Annotated in this window: 17 protein-coding genes; 10 read left to right on the plus strand and 7 right to left on the minus strand. The window is 54.1% G+C overall.

The genetic code is table 11. From position 1 onward, the window contains the following. Positions 1-930 precede the first annotated feature (930 nt). A complete protein-coding gene (pyk, locus tag PXG97_RS12795; protein ID WP_276498140.1) occupies positions 931-2,358 on the minus strand; it encodes a pyruvate kinase in 1,428 nt (475 codons plus the stop codon). Between the two features lie 2 nt (positions 2,359-2,360). Beyond that, the gene (locus tag PXG97_RS12800; RefSeq protein ID WP_276498141.1) at positions 2,361-2,789 is read right to left on the minus strand and encodes an IPExxxVDY family protein; all 429 of its coding nucleotides are present in this window, start codon (positions 2,787-2,789) and stop codon (positions 2,361-2,363) included. Positions 2,790-2,943: 154 nt separating this feature from the next. Between PXG97_RS12800 and PXG97_RS12805 the strand changes: the two genes are divergently transcribed. From PXG97_RS12805 to nadE, 5 genes are read left to right on the plus strand one after another with little or no spacing between them, the layout of a single operon-like run. Then, on the plus strand, positions 2,944-3,180 hold the full coding sequence (locus tag PXG97_RS12805; protein ID WP_276498142.1) for an acyl carrier protein: 237 nt from the start codon (positions 2,944-2,946) through the stop codon (positions 3,178-3,180). A 58-nt stretch (positions 3,181-3,238) separates the two neighbouring features. Next, positions 3,239-4,492, plus strand: coding sequence for a beta-ketoacyl-ACP synthase II (gene fabF / locus PXG97_RS12810; RefSeq protein ID WP_276498143.1), 1,254 nt, complete (start codon positions 3,239-3,241; stop codon positions 4,490-4,492). After that, the gene (gene rnc, locus PXG97_RS12815; RefSeq protein WP_276498144.1) at positions 4,492-5,232 is read left to right on the plus strand and encodes a ribonuclease III; all 741 of its coding nucleotides are present in this window, start codon (positions 4,492-4,494) and stop codon (positions 5,230-5,232) included. The genes fabF and rnc overlap by 1 nt, the downstream gene beginning before the upstream one ends. Positions 5,233-5,269: 37 nt before the next feature. Further along, entirely contained in the window at positions 5,270-5,425 is a 156-nt protein-coding gene (locus PXG97_RS12820) for a hypothetical protein (protein WP_276498145.1), read from the plus strand. A gap of 37 nt (positions 5,426-5,462) precedes the next feature. After that, entirely contained in the window at positions 5,463-7,349 is a 1,887-nt protein-coding gene (gene nadE / locus PXG97_RS12825; protein WP_276498146.1) for an NAD(+) synthase, read from the plus strand. Between the two features lie 51 nt (positions 7,350-7,400). On the opposite strand, the gene PXG97_RS12830 is transcribed toward nadE, so the two are convergent. Then, positions 7,401-7,730, minus strand: coding sequence for an SdpI family protein (locus PXG97_RS12830; protein WP_276498147.1), 330 nt, complete (start codon positions 7,728-7,730; stop codon positions 7,401-7,403). Positions 7,731-7,837: 107 nt separating this feature from the next. On the opposite strand from PXG97_RS12830, the gene lgt reads away from it, so the two are divergent. Continuing rightward, on the plus strand, positions 7,838-8,677 hold the full coding sequence (lgt, locus tag PXG97_RS12835) for a prolipoprotein diacylglyceryl transferase (protein ID WP_276498148.1): 840 nt from the start codon (positions 7,838-7,840) through the stop codon (positions 8,675-8,677). Between the two features lie 71 nt (positions 8,678-8,748). Here the strand turns inward: lgt and PXG97_RS12840 are convergent, their stop codons facing one another. Next, positions 8,749-9,591 (minus strand): NHL repeat-containing protein, encoded by an 843-nt coding sequence (locus PXG97_RS12840; RefSeq protein WP_276498149.1) that lies wholly within the window; start codon positions 9,589-9,591, stop codon positions 8,749-8,751. A gap of 115 nt (positions 9,592-9,706) precedes the next feature. Between PXG97_RS12840 and PXG97_RS12845 the strand changes: the two genes are divergently transcribed. Both PXG97_RS12845 and PXG97_RS12850 read left to right on the plus strand, forming a co-directional pair. Further along, positions 9,707-10,105 carry a VOC family protein gene (locus PXG97_RS12845; protein ID WP_276498150.1) on the plus strand — a complete coding sequence of 133 codons (399 nt, stop codon included), beginning with the start codon at positions 9,707-9,709 and terminating at the stop codon, positions 10,103-10,105. Positions 10,106-10,209: 104 nt separating this feature from the next. Then, complete coding sequence (locus tag PXG97_RS12850; protein WP_276498151.1) at positions 10,210-11,424, plus strand: sensor histidine kinase; 1,215 nt, start codon at positions 10,210-10,212, stop codon at positions 11,422-11,424. 9 nt (positions 11,425-11,433) lie between these two features. On the opposite strand, the gene PXG97_RS12855 is transcribed toward PXG97_RS12850, so the two are convergent. After that, a complete protein-coding gene (locus PXG97_RS12855) occupies positions 11,434-12,081 on the minus strand; it encodes an alpha/beta hydrolase (RefSeq protein WP_276498152.1) in 648 nt (215 codons plus the stop codon). Positions 12,082-12,236: 155 nt separating this feature from the next. Then, on the minus strand, positions 12,237-12,719 hold the full coding sequence (cdd, locus tag PXG97_RS12860) for a cytidine deaminase (RefSeq protein ID WP_276498153.1): 483 nt from the start codon (positions 12,717-12,719) through the stop codon (positions 12,237-12,239). A gap of 128 nt (positions 12,720-12,847) precedes the next feature. Here cdd and PXG97_RS12865 point away from each other — a divergent pair, with 128 nt between their 5' ends. Further along, entirely contained in the window at positions 12,848-14,197 is a 1,350-nt protein-coding gene (locus PXG97_RS12865) for a saccharopine dehydrogenase C-terminal domain-containing protein (protein ID WP_276498154.1), read from the plus strand. A gap of 79 nt (positions 14,198-14,276) precedes the next feature. Further along, entirely contained in the window at positions 14,277-14,663 is a 387-nt protein-coding gene (locus tag PXG97_RS12870; RefSeq protein ID WP_276498155.1) for a nuclear transport factor 2 family protein, read from the plus strand. Positions 14,664-14,709: 46 nt separating this feature from the next. On the opposite strand, the gene PXG97_RS12875 is transcribed toward PXG97_RS12870, so the two are convergent. Next, positions 14,710-15,426, minus strand: a complete 717-nt coding sequence (locus PXG97_RS12875; protein WP_276498156.1) for a tRNA1(Val) (adenine(37)-N6)-methyltransferase — start codon at positions 15,424-15,426, stop codon at positions 14,710-14,712. Positions 15,427-15,436: the final 10 nt, after the last annotated feature.

Consider the following 15,436-nt stretch of genomic DNA (forward strand, 5'->3'; position numbering starts at 1 on the left):
GGATGCGTTGTCGTGTCTGTGCTGAGTAAACACATCAAAGGCATCCGCCCACCTATTGCGCGTTTGGACTACTGGATTGCGTTACGTTTTACATCAAGTTTAGCTACACAGTAAGTATAAAACCCAAGTTGCGGTTAACCCACTCCTCTCCCGATACAAGTTCAGCATACTAGACTTGGCTTTGTCAAGGGCCGCTAGCCCCAGGAGGGGAGCCCTGTTTTGCTGTGGCTGAAGTATAAGTTGCGCAGCTTGTGTCCTTGCGGCAGAAGTATAAACCCACCCCTAATCCCTCCAGAGAGGGGAATTGTCTGCAGACGATTACATCCCCCTGCCCCCTTCCAAGGGAGACTTTGGCTGAAGCTCCATTAGCAACAGCTATCGAACCAGATCCCAGCTCTTTGGGTTGAGCGCCTTGTGAGATCCGGTGCCGCGTGAGCGGCAGCGCCCTGGCGCAGGAGGAAACACAGCGCGATGCCCTTAACGAGGGCCCCTACCCCCAAGACGAGGCCTCTCGGCCTGGGAGGGCAGAAAGCTGGCTATGGAACAAGACGTTTGTGGGAACAAGAGGGTCAGCGGTGTTTTAAAAGGTTAGCTTGGTTCAAGAGGAAGAAAGCGGTGGCTCTAGGAAGTACAAAGCATAAGGCACAAGCGGACGCTTGCGCCAGCAAAGTGTAAAGTATAGCAGTAAGTATAAAGTGTAGCCAAAGTATAAACTATGGCTTTTAAGCCACTCAGATTGCAAATCCGAGAAGATAGGAAGGCATGGGTTGCAAACCCACGCCAGCAACGGGGAATAGCTCACGCATGGCAGAGGCGAGCAAGGGCGCTGAAGTATAAAGTATAGCCTGTACTCATGCACAAGTACAAGTAAACAAAAACGCCCGGAGCTGTAGCCCCGGGCGTTTTTGTTTACTGTCTAAAGTATAGCTGTTAGGCCACGCTCAACTTGATCATGTTCGTGCGTTTCTGCTCGTTTATCGGCATGCTGGCTGTGTTAATGAACACATCGCCTTTTTGGATGTGGCCTTCTTTAAGCAGCGTTTCCTTGATGTCTGCAATGGTGTTGTCGGTAGACTCAAACTTGTCGTAGAAGAAGCCGCGTACGCCCCACACCAGGTTCAGGGTGTTCAGTAGGCGGTGGTTCTCTGTGAAGACAAAGATGTGCGCCTGAGGGCGGTATTTAGCTAGCTGGAATGCCGTATAGCCCGACTTGGTCATGCCGATGATGGCCTTGGCGTTGGTGTCGCGGGCCAGGTTGCAGGCGTTGGCCACCAGAATGTCGCTCAGGAAGGTCTCGCAGTCAGGGTTCGGAGAGTATACTTTATGGAAGCCCTCCTGGTGTTCTTCTACGGTGCGTATGGTAAGCGTCATGCTTTGGATTGTTTCAATCGGGTACGCTCCCACGGCTGTCTCAGCGCTCAGCATCAGGCAGTGCGCCCCATCGATCACGGCGTTGGCCACGTCGTTTGTCTCAGCGCGCGTTGGGCGAGGGTTCACGATCATGCTTTCCATCATCTGGGTAGCCACAATCACCGGCTTGGCGGCTATGTTGCACTTGTCGATCAGCATCTTCTGGATCATCGGCACCTTCTCCATACCAACTTCCACGCCCAGGTCGCCGCGTGCCACCATGATGGCATCCGTCGCCTCTATAATCTCGTCGATGTTCTCGATGGCCTCCGGCTTCTCTATCTTTGCGATCACACGGGTGTCTTTGCCGCGCTCGCGGATGATGCGCTTGATCTCGTGGATGTCCTGTACCTTGCGCACAAACGACAGCGCCACCCACTCCACATCATTGTCCAGGCCAAAGTGCAGGTCTTTGATGTCTTTCTCTGTAAGCGATGGGGCCGACACGCGGGTGTTAGGCAGGTTGATGCCTTTGCGCGGTTTCACGATGCCGCCATACCTTACCCTGGCCTCCACCTCATTGTTTTTATCGGTCTTGGTTACGATCACCTCCAGTTTGCCGTCGTCCAGCAGGATGGCGTCGCCCGGATTTACGTCTTTTGCCAGCTCTGTATAGTTGGTGGCAAGCTGCCCCGGAACGCTCAGGGAGCCATCGCAGAGAATCTTGATGATTTCGCCTTCTCTTATTTCCACGCCGCCATTCTCCACATCACCTACCCTGATCTTTGGCCCCTGAAGGTCCTGCACCAGGCAGATGTTGGTGTTGTGCTGGCGGTTCACCTCACGCACATTGTCTATCACCTGCTTATGCACCTCATAAGCGCCGTGCGAGAAATTGAGACGAAACGCATTAACACCTGCCTGCACAAGAGCCGTCAGGCGCTCGTACGAATCGCTGGCAGGCCCTACGGTAGCCAGAACTTTGGTCTTATTAAATGTAACTTCCATACTTAGAAAATCAGGTTCTCCTTAAATTTTAAAGTGAGCGGGTCAAACTGTTTTACGTACTGCACCAGCGGGGTTCGCATCAGCTTCCTGGCGAGTTCCTGTGGGTGCAGCTGCTGCATGGCCCCGGTTATCTGCAGCACGTAATCGTATTCTTTAACGTCTGGCAGCAAAAAAGCTTTCTTCAGGGTGGGGCTGCCAAGCGCCCTGTTCCGGAAAAGGCGCACCTCGCTGTGCTCGGCCACGTGCCTGTAGTTGGCAATTAGCAGGCGGTCCCTCCCCAGTAGTTCGTAGCATAGGTCTTTTTGCCTGGTCAGGTGCAGGTTCAGCAGCCTGTTCAGCGCCCAGGCTAACTTATAATCTTTTACTGACGTAACCAAGCCATACAAGTCAAAGCTATAGTCGTACTCTATTTGCAGGTGATGCGTTTTCATGATTCTGAACGAGACGCTAAAATAAGAACCTCAGGCTGTAAATGGGAGCCTAAGGTATAAAACTTTTGTTACGCAGCGAATAGAGTAATTTTTTTTGACATTGTCTGTTAAAAGCTATTTCTTTGCACAGTGTTTTAATTAACTATAAGATAAAATGTCAGAAATCGCAGAAAAAGTAAAAGCTATCATCATCGATAAGCTTGGTGTTGAAGAGTCAGAGGTTACTCCAGAGGCGAGCTTTACAAACGACCTTGGTGCTGATTCACTGGATACAGTTGAGCTTATCATGGAATTCGAAAAAGAATTCAACGTATCTATTCCAGATGATCAAGCTGAAAACATTGCTACTGTAGGTCAGGCTGTTACCTACCTGGAAGAGCACGCGAAGTAATATACCCTTCCCTTAGTTTATTAAGAATTTCTACTATCTATCCCTCTACTAGCAGCTTATGGAGCTTAAGAGAGTCGTAGTTACTGGGCTAGGCGCACTCACGCCACTTGGAAATACCGTTGCAGCATACTGGGACGGTCTGATCAATGGCGTGAGTGGCGCTGCACCTATCACACGCTTTGATGCGAGCAAGTTTAAGACCCAGTTTGCCTGTGAGGTAAAAGGATACGATCCGGAGAATTATTTCGACAGGAAAGAGGCCCGCAAAATGGACCTTTTTTCTCAGTTTGCTATGGTGGCGGCCGACGAGGCCGTAGCCGATGCTAACATGACTGAGGGAAGCTATAATCCTGACCGTGTAGGCGTTATCTGGGGGTCTGGCATTGGGGGGTTGCGCACCTTTCAGGAAGAGTGTGTGAACTTCGCCAACGGCGACGGCACACCGCGCTTCAACCCGTTCTTTATCCCTAAGATGATCGCCGACATCAGTGCCGGCCACATTTCTATGAAGCACGGCTTCCGTGGGCCTAACTTCGTTACCGTTTCTGCCTGCGCCTCTGCCACCAACGCCATCATCGACTCCTTTAACTATATCCGCTTGGGTATGGCTGATGTGATTGTGACGGGCGGCTCGGAGGCGGCTGTAACAGAGGCCGGTATCGGTGGTTTTAACGCCCTGAAAGCCCTGTCTGAGCGCAACGACTCTCCGGAAACCGCTTCCCGCCCATTTGATGCAGACCGCGACGGTTTTGTGTTAGGGGAAGGAGCTGGTGCTCTTATCCTGGAAGAGTATGAGCACGCCAAAGCGCGTGGTGCTAAAATCTACGCCGAGATTATTGGCGGCGGCATGTCTGCCGACGCTTACCACATCACGGCTCCTCACCCTGAAGGCTTAGGCGCCCTCAACGTGATGAAAAACGTGCTGCGCGACGCCAACATCAAGCCCGAGGAAGTTGACTACATCAATGTACACGGCACCTCCACGCCGCTAGGCGACATCAGCGAGGTGAAAGCGATCGAGTCTGTGTTTGGGGAGCATGCCTACAAGCTGAACATCAGCTCTACCAAATCCATGACAGGCCACCTGCTGGGTGCTGCCGGTGCCATAGAGGCGGTTGCCTCTATCATGGCTGTTCGTAACAACATCGTGCCGCCAACCATTAACCACTTCACCGACGATGAGAACATCGACAACCGCCTGAACTTTACGTTCAATAAGGCGCAGGAGCGTGAAGTGAAAGTTGCCCTGAGCAACACCTTTGGCTTTGGTGGGCATAATACCTCTGTTATATTCCGTCAATTCAACGATTAGTGTTTGGGCCATTTAAACCAGTTCGGCGCGCTTACCACAGGTTATTCAACAAGGACAAAGCATTAGTACGCTCGCTCGCTGGGATTATTGGCAGCACACCCGATAACCTGCGGCTGTACAGGCTCGCCCTGACCCACACGTCCTTTGCCAGGCAAACCTCTGCCGGCAAGCACGAGACGAATGAGCGCCTGGAGTTTTTGGGGGATGCCATATTAGGTGCCGTGGTGGCCGAACTCCTGTTCAAGAAGTTCCCCTACGAGGACGAAGGCTTCCTGACGGAGATCCGCTCGCGCATCGTGAACCGCGAGTCGCTGAACCATATTGCCGTTAAGATTGGGCTGAACCTACTGGTGAAAGTAGATAGCGGCAACCACAGTATGCGCCATAAATCAGTGAACGGAAACGCGCTGGAGGCATTGGTTGGAGCGATATACCTGGACAAGGGGTACAACACGACGCGCCATTTCATCCTCAGCAAGCTTATCCGTCCGCACGTAGACCTGCACACACTGGTTAACACCACGGCCAATTTTAAGAGCAAGCTCATTGAGTGGGCGCAGAGCCAGAACCTGGAGATCCGCTTCGATATTATCAAGCGCAAGCAACAGGGCAACACCACCGAGTTTACCTCTGAGGTGTACATCGACGAAAAGCCGATTGCCATTGGTGTCGGCCTCTCGAAGAAGAAGGCCGATCAGGCCGCCGCTGAAAAAGGGCTGGAGTTCCTGAACATCTCCTAACTTCTTGTTATTCGTTAGTCATTGCCGGCCGGGAAGCATGCTTCACGGCCTTTTTGTTTTATACCTGTTTCCGTGGCAGCAGCAGAAAGCCAGTGAAGCTTCTGTGACGTGCCTACGCACCACCCATCCGGCCGCCACGGCCACCCACCACCAACAATTAACCAAAGGGGCAGTGGAAGAGTTGGGCAGATAGATTAACTTGCCTTGGTATACATGCGTTATAAACCACTATGGAAGAAACAAGACTCATGCTGGCAGCTGCCGCCCTTAACCAGACACCAATGGATTGGGACGGAAACCTGCAGCACATAAAAACTGCCATCACGGAGGCAAAGCAAAGCAACACCCATATCCTGCTCCTGCCCGAACTCTGCATCACCGGCTACGGCTGCGAAGACATGTTCCTGAGCCCCTGGCTGTCGGAGATGGCCTTCAACCAGTTGCTAACGGTAAAAGAGTGGTGCGACGGGATCACCGTGGCCGTAGGCGTACCCATTTTCCTGGACGGGAGTGTCTACAACACCGCCTGCGTTATCAAGAACAAGGAAATCTTAGGCTTCACGGCCAAACAGTTTTTGGCCAACGATGGCGTGCACTATGAGCCGCGTTGGTTCACGCCGTGGCCGGCAAACGAGGTAAAAGAGTTCGAGATGCTGGGCCAGAAGTATAAGATAGGGGACATCATTTATGAGGAGCAGGGCGTGAAGTATGCCTTTGAGATATGCGAGGATGCCTGGAGGCCGAACCGCCCTGCCGAGCGCCATATGGGCAAAGGCGTGCAGCTTATACTTAACCCCAGCGCCAGCCACTTTGCCCTGAGCAAAACAGATGTGCGCCACAGGCTGGTGGTGGAGGCCTCCAAGAAATACCAGTGCGCCTACATGTACGCCAACCTGTTGGGCAACGAAGCTGGCAAGATGATCTACGATGGCGAGGTGCTGATCGCGCAGAACGGAAAGCTGATCCGCCGGAACGACCTGCTCTGCTTCAAGGATGTGGACCTGGAGTGTGCGGAGGTATGCTTCTCCGCCAACCCCGAGATTGCCGAGGTGATCGAGTATCTGCCGCCGATCGATGAGAACAAGGAACTGATCGCTGCACTTAGCCTGGCTCTGTTCGACTACATGCGCAAGAGCCGCAGCCGCGGTTTTGTTCTCTCCCTGAGCGGCGGCGCCGACTCCTCGCTTTGCGCCGTGGCCGTGGCCGAGATGGCACGGCGCGGGGTGGAGAGCATCGGGCTGGAGAACTTCATGGAGAAGGCGCTTCTCTTCTCGGAAGAGGACAAGGCGCAGTTCAGGCAACTGCCGCCGGAAGCGGCGCAAAAGGCCATGATGGGCAAACTGCTGACTTGTGCCTACCAGGGCACGATCAACTCCTCGGACGACACTTATACTTCTGCCAGGGAACTGGCAGAGTCCATCGGTGCTACGTTTTACAACTGGACTATTGACGAGGAGGTGGTTGGTTATACTGCTAAGGTAGAGCATGCCATTGGCCGCAAATTGACCTGGCAGCAGGACGATGTGACGCTGCAGAACATACAGGCCCGGGTGCGTGCCCCCGCTATCTGGATGCTGGCCAACATCAGGTACGCCCTGTTGCTGGCTACCTCTAACCGCAGCGAGGCCTCCGTGGGCTATGCCACCATGGATGGCGATACGGCCGGCAGTATCTCACCGATCGCGGGCATCGACAAGGCATTCATCCGCCAGTTCCTGGTGTGGGCGCAGCAGGAGTTAGGGTACACTGGTTTGCAGTACGTCAACAACCTGCAGCCGAGCGCAGAGCTTCGCCCGCAGGAAGAGGCACAAACCGATGAAAAAGACCTGATGCCCTACGAGGTGCTGAACATGATCGAGCGCCTGGCTTTCCACGACCGCTACGCACCGGAGGAGGTTTATGACATCTTGCTGGAGCAGAAAGTAGGCACGCCAGAGTTGCTGAAGTCCTGGATCACGAAGTTTTATACTTTGTGGAGCCGCAACCAGTGGAAGCGCGAGCGCTATGCCCCGGCCTTCCACCTGGATGACTATAACGTGGACCCACGCAGCTGGCTGCGCTTCCCGATCCTGAGCGGCGGCTTTAAGGAGGAGCTGCAGCGGGTGCAGGCAAAATAAGGACTAAGTATTAAAGGGGCGCTACGATAAAGGTATCGCCCCTTTTATACTTTACCAATCCCCATACTTCTGCTTCAGATGCTTATTGGTCATAAGGATGCTGCCCATCAGCAGCAACAGCATCAGCCCCACCAGTGCCAGCATGCTGGCCGGGGATGCCAACAGCAGAAAGAAGAGCCAGCCAGCGAGTGTAGAGAGGAAGCCTACGCCTAGCAGCAGACGCGCATAGTAGCGGTTGGCCTCACGCCAGTTTTCCAGGCTGCGCATGGAGTAGTGCGTACGGAAGCCATAGAACCAATTGATCCGTTTGGGTGGCCTTAACTTTAGTGTCAGGCCGATCAGCAGTACCAGTAGGCCAGGAAGAAGGTGCAGAAACAGCATCTAAGAAAGTATAAATAGTGAGGCTAGCGGGCGACAGCGGTACAGCGCCAGGGGGCCGTTTTTTCGGTGGCTGATTTATCTTACCTTTGTAGGATAACACCACCCTTATGAACTTACTGAACTACATAACTTGGAACGTTGATCCGGAGATCTTCCATCTCGGCCCCTTAAGCATCCGCTGGTACGGTCTGCTCTTCGCGCTGGGCTTTATCATCGGGCAACGCATCCTCACCAAAATATACGTAGCCGAGGGCCGCACCGAGGGCGACGTGGATGTGATTACCATTTACATGATTGTGGGTACGGTAGTGGGCGCGCGCTTGGGCCATACCTTGTTTTACTCACCAGAGTATTACCTGAGCAACCCCATCGAGATCCTGAAGATTTGGGAGGGCGGGCTGGCCAGCCATGGCGCCACGATCGGTATCCTGCTGGCATTGTGGTTGTTTAGCCGCAAGTATGAGTTCGACTATATGTGGGTGCTGGACCGCATCGTGATAGTGGTGGCTTTGGGCGGCGCCTTGATCCGATTGGGCAACCTGATGAACTCGGAGATTTTCGGCCACCCCACCGACCTGCCGTGGGGCTTCATTTTTGAGCGTCAAAATGAATACTCGCATGTGCCGCGCCACCCCACCCAGCTGTACGAGTCGCTGAGCGTGTTCCTGCTGTTTGTGCTGCTTTACTGGCTCTGGAAGAAGTATAAAGGGGCTCTGCCAAGGGGGCTGCTCTTCGGCATATTTGTGACGGCGCTGTTTACTTTCCGCTTCCTGGTAGAGTTTCTCAAAGAGGACCAGGTGGCCAAAGAGGCGACGATGGCCCTCAACATTGGCCAGTTGCTGAGCATCCCGCTGATAATTGCCGGTTTGTTTATACTTCTCAGGGTATGGCAAAACCCTAAGCCGGCACTACCAGGCGGCCGGCCGCAGGCAAGCAGCAAAGCTTAAATAAGTATAAAGTATAAAAGCATCAGAGAACCTCCCCTCGGGCAAACCGCAGAAGGGGAGGTTTTTTCTTGCTACAGTGCGTAGCGGTAGAGGTTGCCCCCCTCGCTGGTGATAACCAGCACCCCGTCGCCCTCGAAGGCAACGGCCTCTGTCTGGCCAGCGCCCTTCAACGAGCGTTTTTCATACTTCCCTTCATAGAACCTGTCCGGGCTACCGAAGTCGCTGAAAAGATGCAGGGCGCCCTCGCTAAGCAGCACCACTGTGCCATTGTCCGGACTGATGGCGGCCCCGGTCACCGCTGCCTCCAACCTATGGCTACCGATAAGTTTTGCTTTGTATGTGCCGGCCTGGTCGGGCACCTGGTATACTTTGGCTGTTTGGCCGCGCCCGCGGTCTTTGGAGATAATGTAGAGCTTGCCGTCGCTCCAAAAAAGGGCCTCGGAGTCGAAGTTGCGGTCTTTCTTCTTTGGCGGAAATTCCTTCTGATCCTCATAAGTAAAGCGGATGGCCTGCACCTGCTCCGGCTGGCTAGGGTTTAGTTTGTACACAGCCAGCTCGCGGCGGTCGTTGTCGTTGTTGCCCGTATCGGCTATGTAGATGTTGCCCGCCCCGTCCTGCGCCAGGTCTTCCCAGTCCACGTTGGGGAGCTTCAGCTGAATGGTTTGCTGTATTTTGCCTTTCGTGTTTATTTTATACAGGTTAGGGGCGTTGCCAGCATCGTTGTGCGTGAGGTATTCGCCTTTGGCCAGTACAGCTATTCCGGAGCTCTCTTGCAGCTCACCCGAGAGCGGGGCCAGGAGCTGCAGACCGGCGGGGCCCGCGGGAGCTTCCCCAAACAGTGTGTCACGGAAAAAATAGGTGGCCAGCCCAATGATCGCCAGGAAAATCACCGAAATCTTTATCATTAGCTTCATGTTGTAAAAAATGGTGCGGTGCTAGTATTAACGGGAAGTGCCGACACACGTTAAGACAAAAAAATATAAAAACGCACGTGTTCCGGGTGCGTGCCTGTTATAAGAGCTAAAGCAAATGGAAATCAGTAAGATAAAGGAGACCTGCCTGTATGTGAGGGACCTGGGGGCAAGCAAGGACTTTTACCACCACAAGCTCGGACTCCCGGTGATTGGGGAGGTAGAGGGGCGGCATGTGTTTTTCCGGGCGGGGGCGTCGGTGCTGCTGTGCTTCAACCCCGAAGCCTCCAAAGTAAGCAAGAGCCTGCCGCCACACTTCGGGTCGGGGCAGCTACACCTGGCCTTTGAGGTAGGGAGGGAGCAGTATGAGCCCTGGAAGCAGAAGGTGCAGGAACTTGGGATTGCCATAGAGCAGGAGTTTGACTGGGGCGGCGGCTTTCTGTCGTTTTACTTCCGCGACCCTGACGAGCACCTGCTGGAGGTGGTGATGGAGGGCATGTGGGAGCGGGGAGGGTGATTGTTGTCGTAACGGAGAACTGCCGGGTGTTGATTTTCTTTTATACTTTATTTAATTAACTTGGAAATTCTCAAGCACCCTCCAAACCCATAGCTCTCCCCTCAATGCTCAGTAGCCACGACAATTTATTTAAAGACCTGGAAGCGGTAAGGCAGATTCCGGTTGTGCCCACCATGCTTAAAGTGATTTGTCAAACCACAGACATGGGCTTTGCTGCCGTTGCGCGGGTAACCCAGGACAGGTGGCTGGCCTGCAGCGTGAGAGATGAGGTACAGTTTGGCTTGGAGGAGGGAGGAGAGCTAAAGGTGGAGACCACGCTTTGCAACGAGATCAGGGACCACCGTGAGCCGGTGGTGATCGACTGTGTTGATGAGGATCCCGTGTACAAGCATCACCATACCCCCAGCATCTACGGGTTGCAAAGCTACATCTCTGTTCCCATTATACTTAAAAACGGTGCTTTTTTCGGAACACTTTGTGCGATTGATGCTAAACCGGCCAAGGTGAACAATGACAAGGTGATAGGCATGTTCACCATGTTCGCCGAGTTGCTGGCCTTTCACCTGCAGAGTCTGGATTTGCTGGAGCGTAGCCAGACGGCAACTGCTGTGCTACATGATAGGAACAAGGCTTTAACGCAGGAGAACTTTGATCTGGAGAACTTTGTGTACACCGCCTCCCACGACCTGAAGTCCCCTGTAGCCAACATAGAATACCTGCTGGATGAACTGGCGGAAGTTATAGGCAGGGAAAAGCCGGACAAAGAAGAAGTCAGGCAGGTAATAGGTATGATGCGGTCTTCTCTGAAACGCTTTGCTGTAACGGTAAAAGACCTTACCACCATTGTGGAGGTTGATAAGAACAGCGATAGGGAGGATGTGGAAGAAATAAACCTTCATGAGGTAGTGGAGCAGGTAAAGCATGACCTCAGTAGCCTGATAGTATCCTCTGACGCCAGAATAAAGGTGGATTGTGAGAGGGAGTTAGGCATCAGCTTCTCCAAAAAGAACTTTAAGAGCATCATCTATAACCTTCTTAACAATGCCATCAAGTATAGATCACCGGAAAGAACACCGGAGGTACTGCTAAAGATGGCCAGTGTTGATGGGAAAGTGCTCCTGTCCGTTTCGGATAATGGCATGGGGATTCCGGTTGATAAACAGGACAAGGTGTTTACTATGTTCAAGCGCTTTCATGACCATGTGGAAGGGAGTGGCCTTGGGTTGTACATCGTAAAAAGAATCCTGGATAACAGCAAAAAGGAGATCCGGTTAGAGAGCACTTTGGAGAAAGGCACCACCTTTACGATCACCTTCTAGCATTTTCCTTTACAGCTCCCTGTCCACCAGCGCCAGCGTTTCCGGGTGCAAGGTATGGCCGCCATCAAACGTATAAACCCTTGGGGTGATGTGTAGCTCCTGCATCAGTTGCTGCTTGCGCTGCAGGGTTTCCGGCGTGATGAACTCGTCTTGCGTGCCATACACCATAGCTACGGGCAAATTGGCAAAAGCGGCCTTTCCGGCGGCAAAGTCTATATCTTCGGGAAAGGAGGCGGCCCAGAGAACGAGGCGGTGCACGGGCACCTGCTGCGTGGCCAGCCAGCGGCTAACCGTGGCGCCGCCCTGCGAAAAACCAAGCACCGTCACGCGCACGTCCTGCGGCAACTGGCGCAGCTGCTCCTGCAGCAGCAGATTCAGGTAGCTGGCCTGGTCATCAATTTCAGACAACCTGTCCTCCTTGGTCATCCAGGTGGCGCCCACCCGGCCCGAGAACCTCTCCAGGTAAAACCGCGACAGCGCCTCGGGGGCCACTACCAGCGTCTGCCCGTTGTCCAGCACACTGAAGTGCCGCAGAAAGAAGCGCGCCAGCTGCCCGTAACCGTGGCACACGATCCAAAGGTCTTTGATGTTTTCTGAAGGTGTGCCCAGGGTATAGTAACGGGCGGTGCGGGGTACGGTAAGGCTGTGTTCGATCATGGCTCAAAGATAGGCACATTCGGGTTTATATGCCTGCTGTCTGTGCACCTGGTCGCGTCCTAAGTACAACGTATGCCTGCTCCTCCGGGCGAGTCGAGTTCGTGATCCAACGTCCTGTAAAGGCACAAACTGCCTCCTAACCTCTCTCCAACTTTCTAGAGGCTGTCCGGCGTGAACTGGAAGGGCAGCAGGTCGCTAACAGATCTAAAGCGGTAAAACTTGCCATCAGCGGCCTGCAGCAGTACCGGTATCGGCTCTTGCTGCTTAAACTCGTACTCCGACATTACCTGGCGGCAGGCACCACAGGGCATGGAGGGAAGAAAGTCCTGCTCCTGACGGCGGCGCGCGGTTACGGCCAATAGTTTTATCCTGGCTTTGGGGTGATGCGCACTCAGGGCAAAAAGGGCGGTGCGCTCGGCGCAAAGCCCGGAAGGATAAGCGGCATTTTCCTGGTTGCTGCCTTTAAACAGGGTGCCGTCTTCCAGCAGCAGGGCAGCGCCCACCAGAAAGTTGGAGTAGGGGGCATAGGCGTCGTTGGCCGCCTCCTGGGCAAGTTGCATCGCTTGCTGCTCCTCCGGCGTCAGTTCCTGAGGCTCCAGCACATCCACACTAATCTCTATATTCAGTTTACTTGCCATTTCGTATTAAGTAGGTTCAAAAAACGGAAAAGGGCTATAAATTTAAGGTAATATTCTGATAAAACCATACTTAACCTTTGCCTTGCACCATGTAATTTCTAACTTATGGGCAAACCCGAAACCCTACTATGAAAAAGATCCTGCTACTAGGGGCTGGCCGCTCCGCCTCGTCGCTCATCAAATACCTTTTCGACCATGCCACCGCAGAGCACTGGCACATCACCATTGGCGATATTTCGGTAACGCACCTGGCGCCGCTGGTAGAGCCGATCTCCTTTGCCGAAACGATCACTTTTAACGTGCATAACTCCGAACAGCGCGCAAAGGAAGTGGGCAAAGCTGATCTGGTGATCTCGCTGCTGCCGGCCATTTTTCATATCGAGGTGGCGCGGGAGTGCCTGAAGCAGAAAAAACACCTGATCACGGCCAGCTACGTATCGCCGGACTTTCTGGCGCTGCATGCGGAGGCACAGCAGAAGAACCTGACCGTGCTGATGGAGTCGGGCCTGGACCCGGGCATCGACCACATGTCGGCCATGCGCGTGATCAGAAGTATAAAAGATGCGGGCGGCAAGCTCACGTCCTTTAAATCGTACACGGGCGGCTTGGTCGCCCCTGAATCAGATAACAACCCCTGGAACTATAAGTTTACCTGGAACCCGCGCAACGTGGTGCTGGCAGGGCAGGGCACGGCCAAATATATCAAGGAAGGGCAGTACAAGTATATCCCGTACCACAAGCTGTTCCAGCGCACGGATGAATTCTACGTGGGAGGCTACGGCCATTTTGAAGGCTATGCCAACCGCGACTCCCTGAGCTACCGTGAACCCTACGGCTTGCTTGATATTCCCACCATGCTGCGCGGCACGCTGCGCCGCAAAGGCTACTGCGAGGCCTGGAACGTGTTCGTGCAGCTCGGCCTGACAGACGATAGCTATACCCTGGATGGTTCGGAGCGCATGACGTACCGCACCTTTGTGGAATCCTTTTTACCGCCTGCCGCCACTCCTGAGCAAAGCATGGCCGAGCGCGTGGGGTTATACTTGGGTATGCCTGCGGGGAGCGAGGTGCTGCAGAAACTGGAATGGCTGGGCCTGTTTGAGGAAACGCCTGTTGGCTTGGAGGCTGCCACGCCAGCGCAAATTCTGGAGAAGATCCTGAAGGAGAAGCTCTGCCTGGCGCCCGGCGATAAGGACATGATCGTGATGCAGCACCAGTTCGGGTATGAACTGAACAGCGAACTGCGCGAGATCACCTCTACCTTGGTGGTGCTGGGCGAAGACGAGGTGCAGACGGCCATGGCCAAAACCGTAGGTTTACCGGTGGGCATACTGGCCAAGCTGCTGCTCCAAGGCAAGATCACGCACCGCGGCGTGGTGATCCCAATCCACCCGGAGCTGTACGAGCCGGTGCTGGCAGAGCTGGAGGAGTATGGTATCCGCTTTGTGGAGACGGAAAGGGTAGTGGAGCGGAGATAGGCAGCTGCATTAAAATCATTGCTAACAAAGAAGCAGGTGAGGGTTTGTTCCTTGCCTGTTCTGTTTTAACCTTACAAGAATGGATAACGAATCGCGCCAGCGGCAAATCATAGAAGACTACATCCAGGCCTATAACACTTTCGACGTGGCCGGAATGGTAAAAAACCTGCATCCGGATATCGTTTTTGAGAATATTTCTGACGGTGCCACCAACCTGAGGATACAAGGTATTTCCGGTTTCCGGCAGCAGGCGGAGAATGCGGCGCAGTACTTCCGGGAGCGGGAGCAGCGGGTAAAGAGTCTCCGCTTTCAGGACGGCGTGGCCGAGGTGGCCATTGCTTACGAGGGCACGGTGGCCGTAGACCTGCCCAATGGCATGCAGGCGGGCGACAAGGTAAGTATGGAGGGCAAGTCCCTTTTCCACTTCTCCGGCGATAAGATCATCAAACTGCAGGATATCAGTTGATGCCTGACAGCCTCGCAGTGTCTGGAGGTGCTGCGAGCGCCTGCTGCTAGAAAGCCAGGTAATACTCCCGCAGCAGCTCCGTAAACGCGGAGGTATAGGTTACCTTATCCGCTTCCCTGATAAAGAAGTCTTTGAGGGTAGGCGCTGCAACAGGCGCAAACGTGTACGTTTGAATGTGGCGGATGCACTTGCCGCCGTGGTACGTATGCACCTGCAGCTCCTCCTGCAAGTATAAATCAGAGGCCCTGGCCAGGCCGGCAAAGTATGAGGCCTCGGTCGGGGGCAGCAGCAAGTATAGCTTCCCGTGCTCTGTCAGGTGCTGCTGGGCAAAGTATAGAATGTCCTCAAAAAGCAGCTCCCCAGTGTGTTTGGCCGTGTTCTTGGCCGCGTCCGGGGATTTGAGCGAGCTCAGGAAAAAAGGCGGGTTAGAGAGTATAACGTCATACTTCGGGCGCTCCTGCCTGGCAAACTCCTGCAGGCTCTGCGGGTGCAGCTGCAGTTGGTTGGCCCAGGGGCTGGCGGCAAAGTTTTCCTGCGCCTGCTGCTGCGCCTCCGGGTTGATTTCCACGGCATCTATACTTGCCTTGCTGCGCTGCGCCACCATGAGCGAGAGCAGCCCGGTTCCCGCGCCAATATCCAGTATCCGCTGCGCCGCCCCAACTTCCACATAGGCCCCAAACACGCAGGAGTCGGTGCACACCTTCATGGCGCACCTGTCCTGCTCCACCCGGAACTGCTTGAACTGAAAGTAGGTGTTTGGCATGGGAAGGTTG

It is taken from the genome of Pontibacter litorisediminis (genome assembly GCF_029360645.1).
In the GTDB taxonomy this organism is placed as follows: Bacteria; Bacteroidota; Bacteroidia; order Cytophagales; family Hymenobacteraceae; genus Pontibacter; species Pontibacter litorisediminis.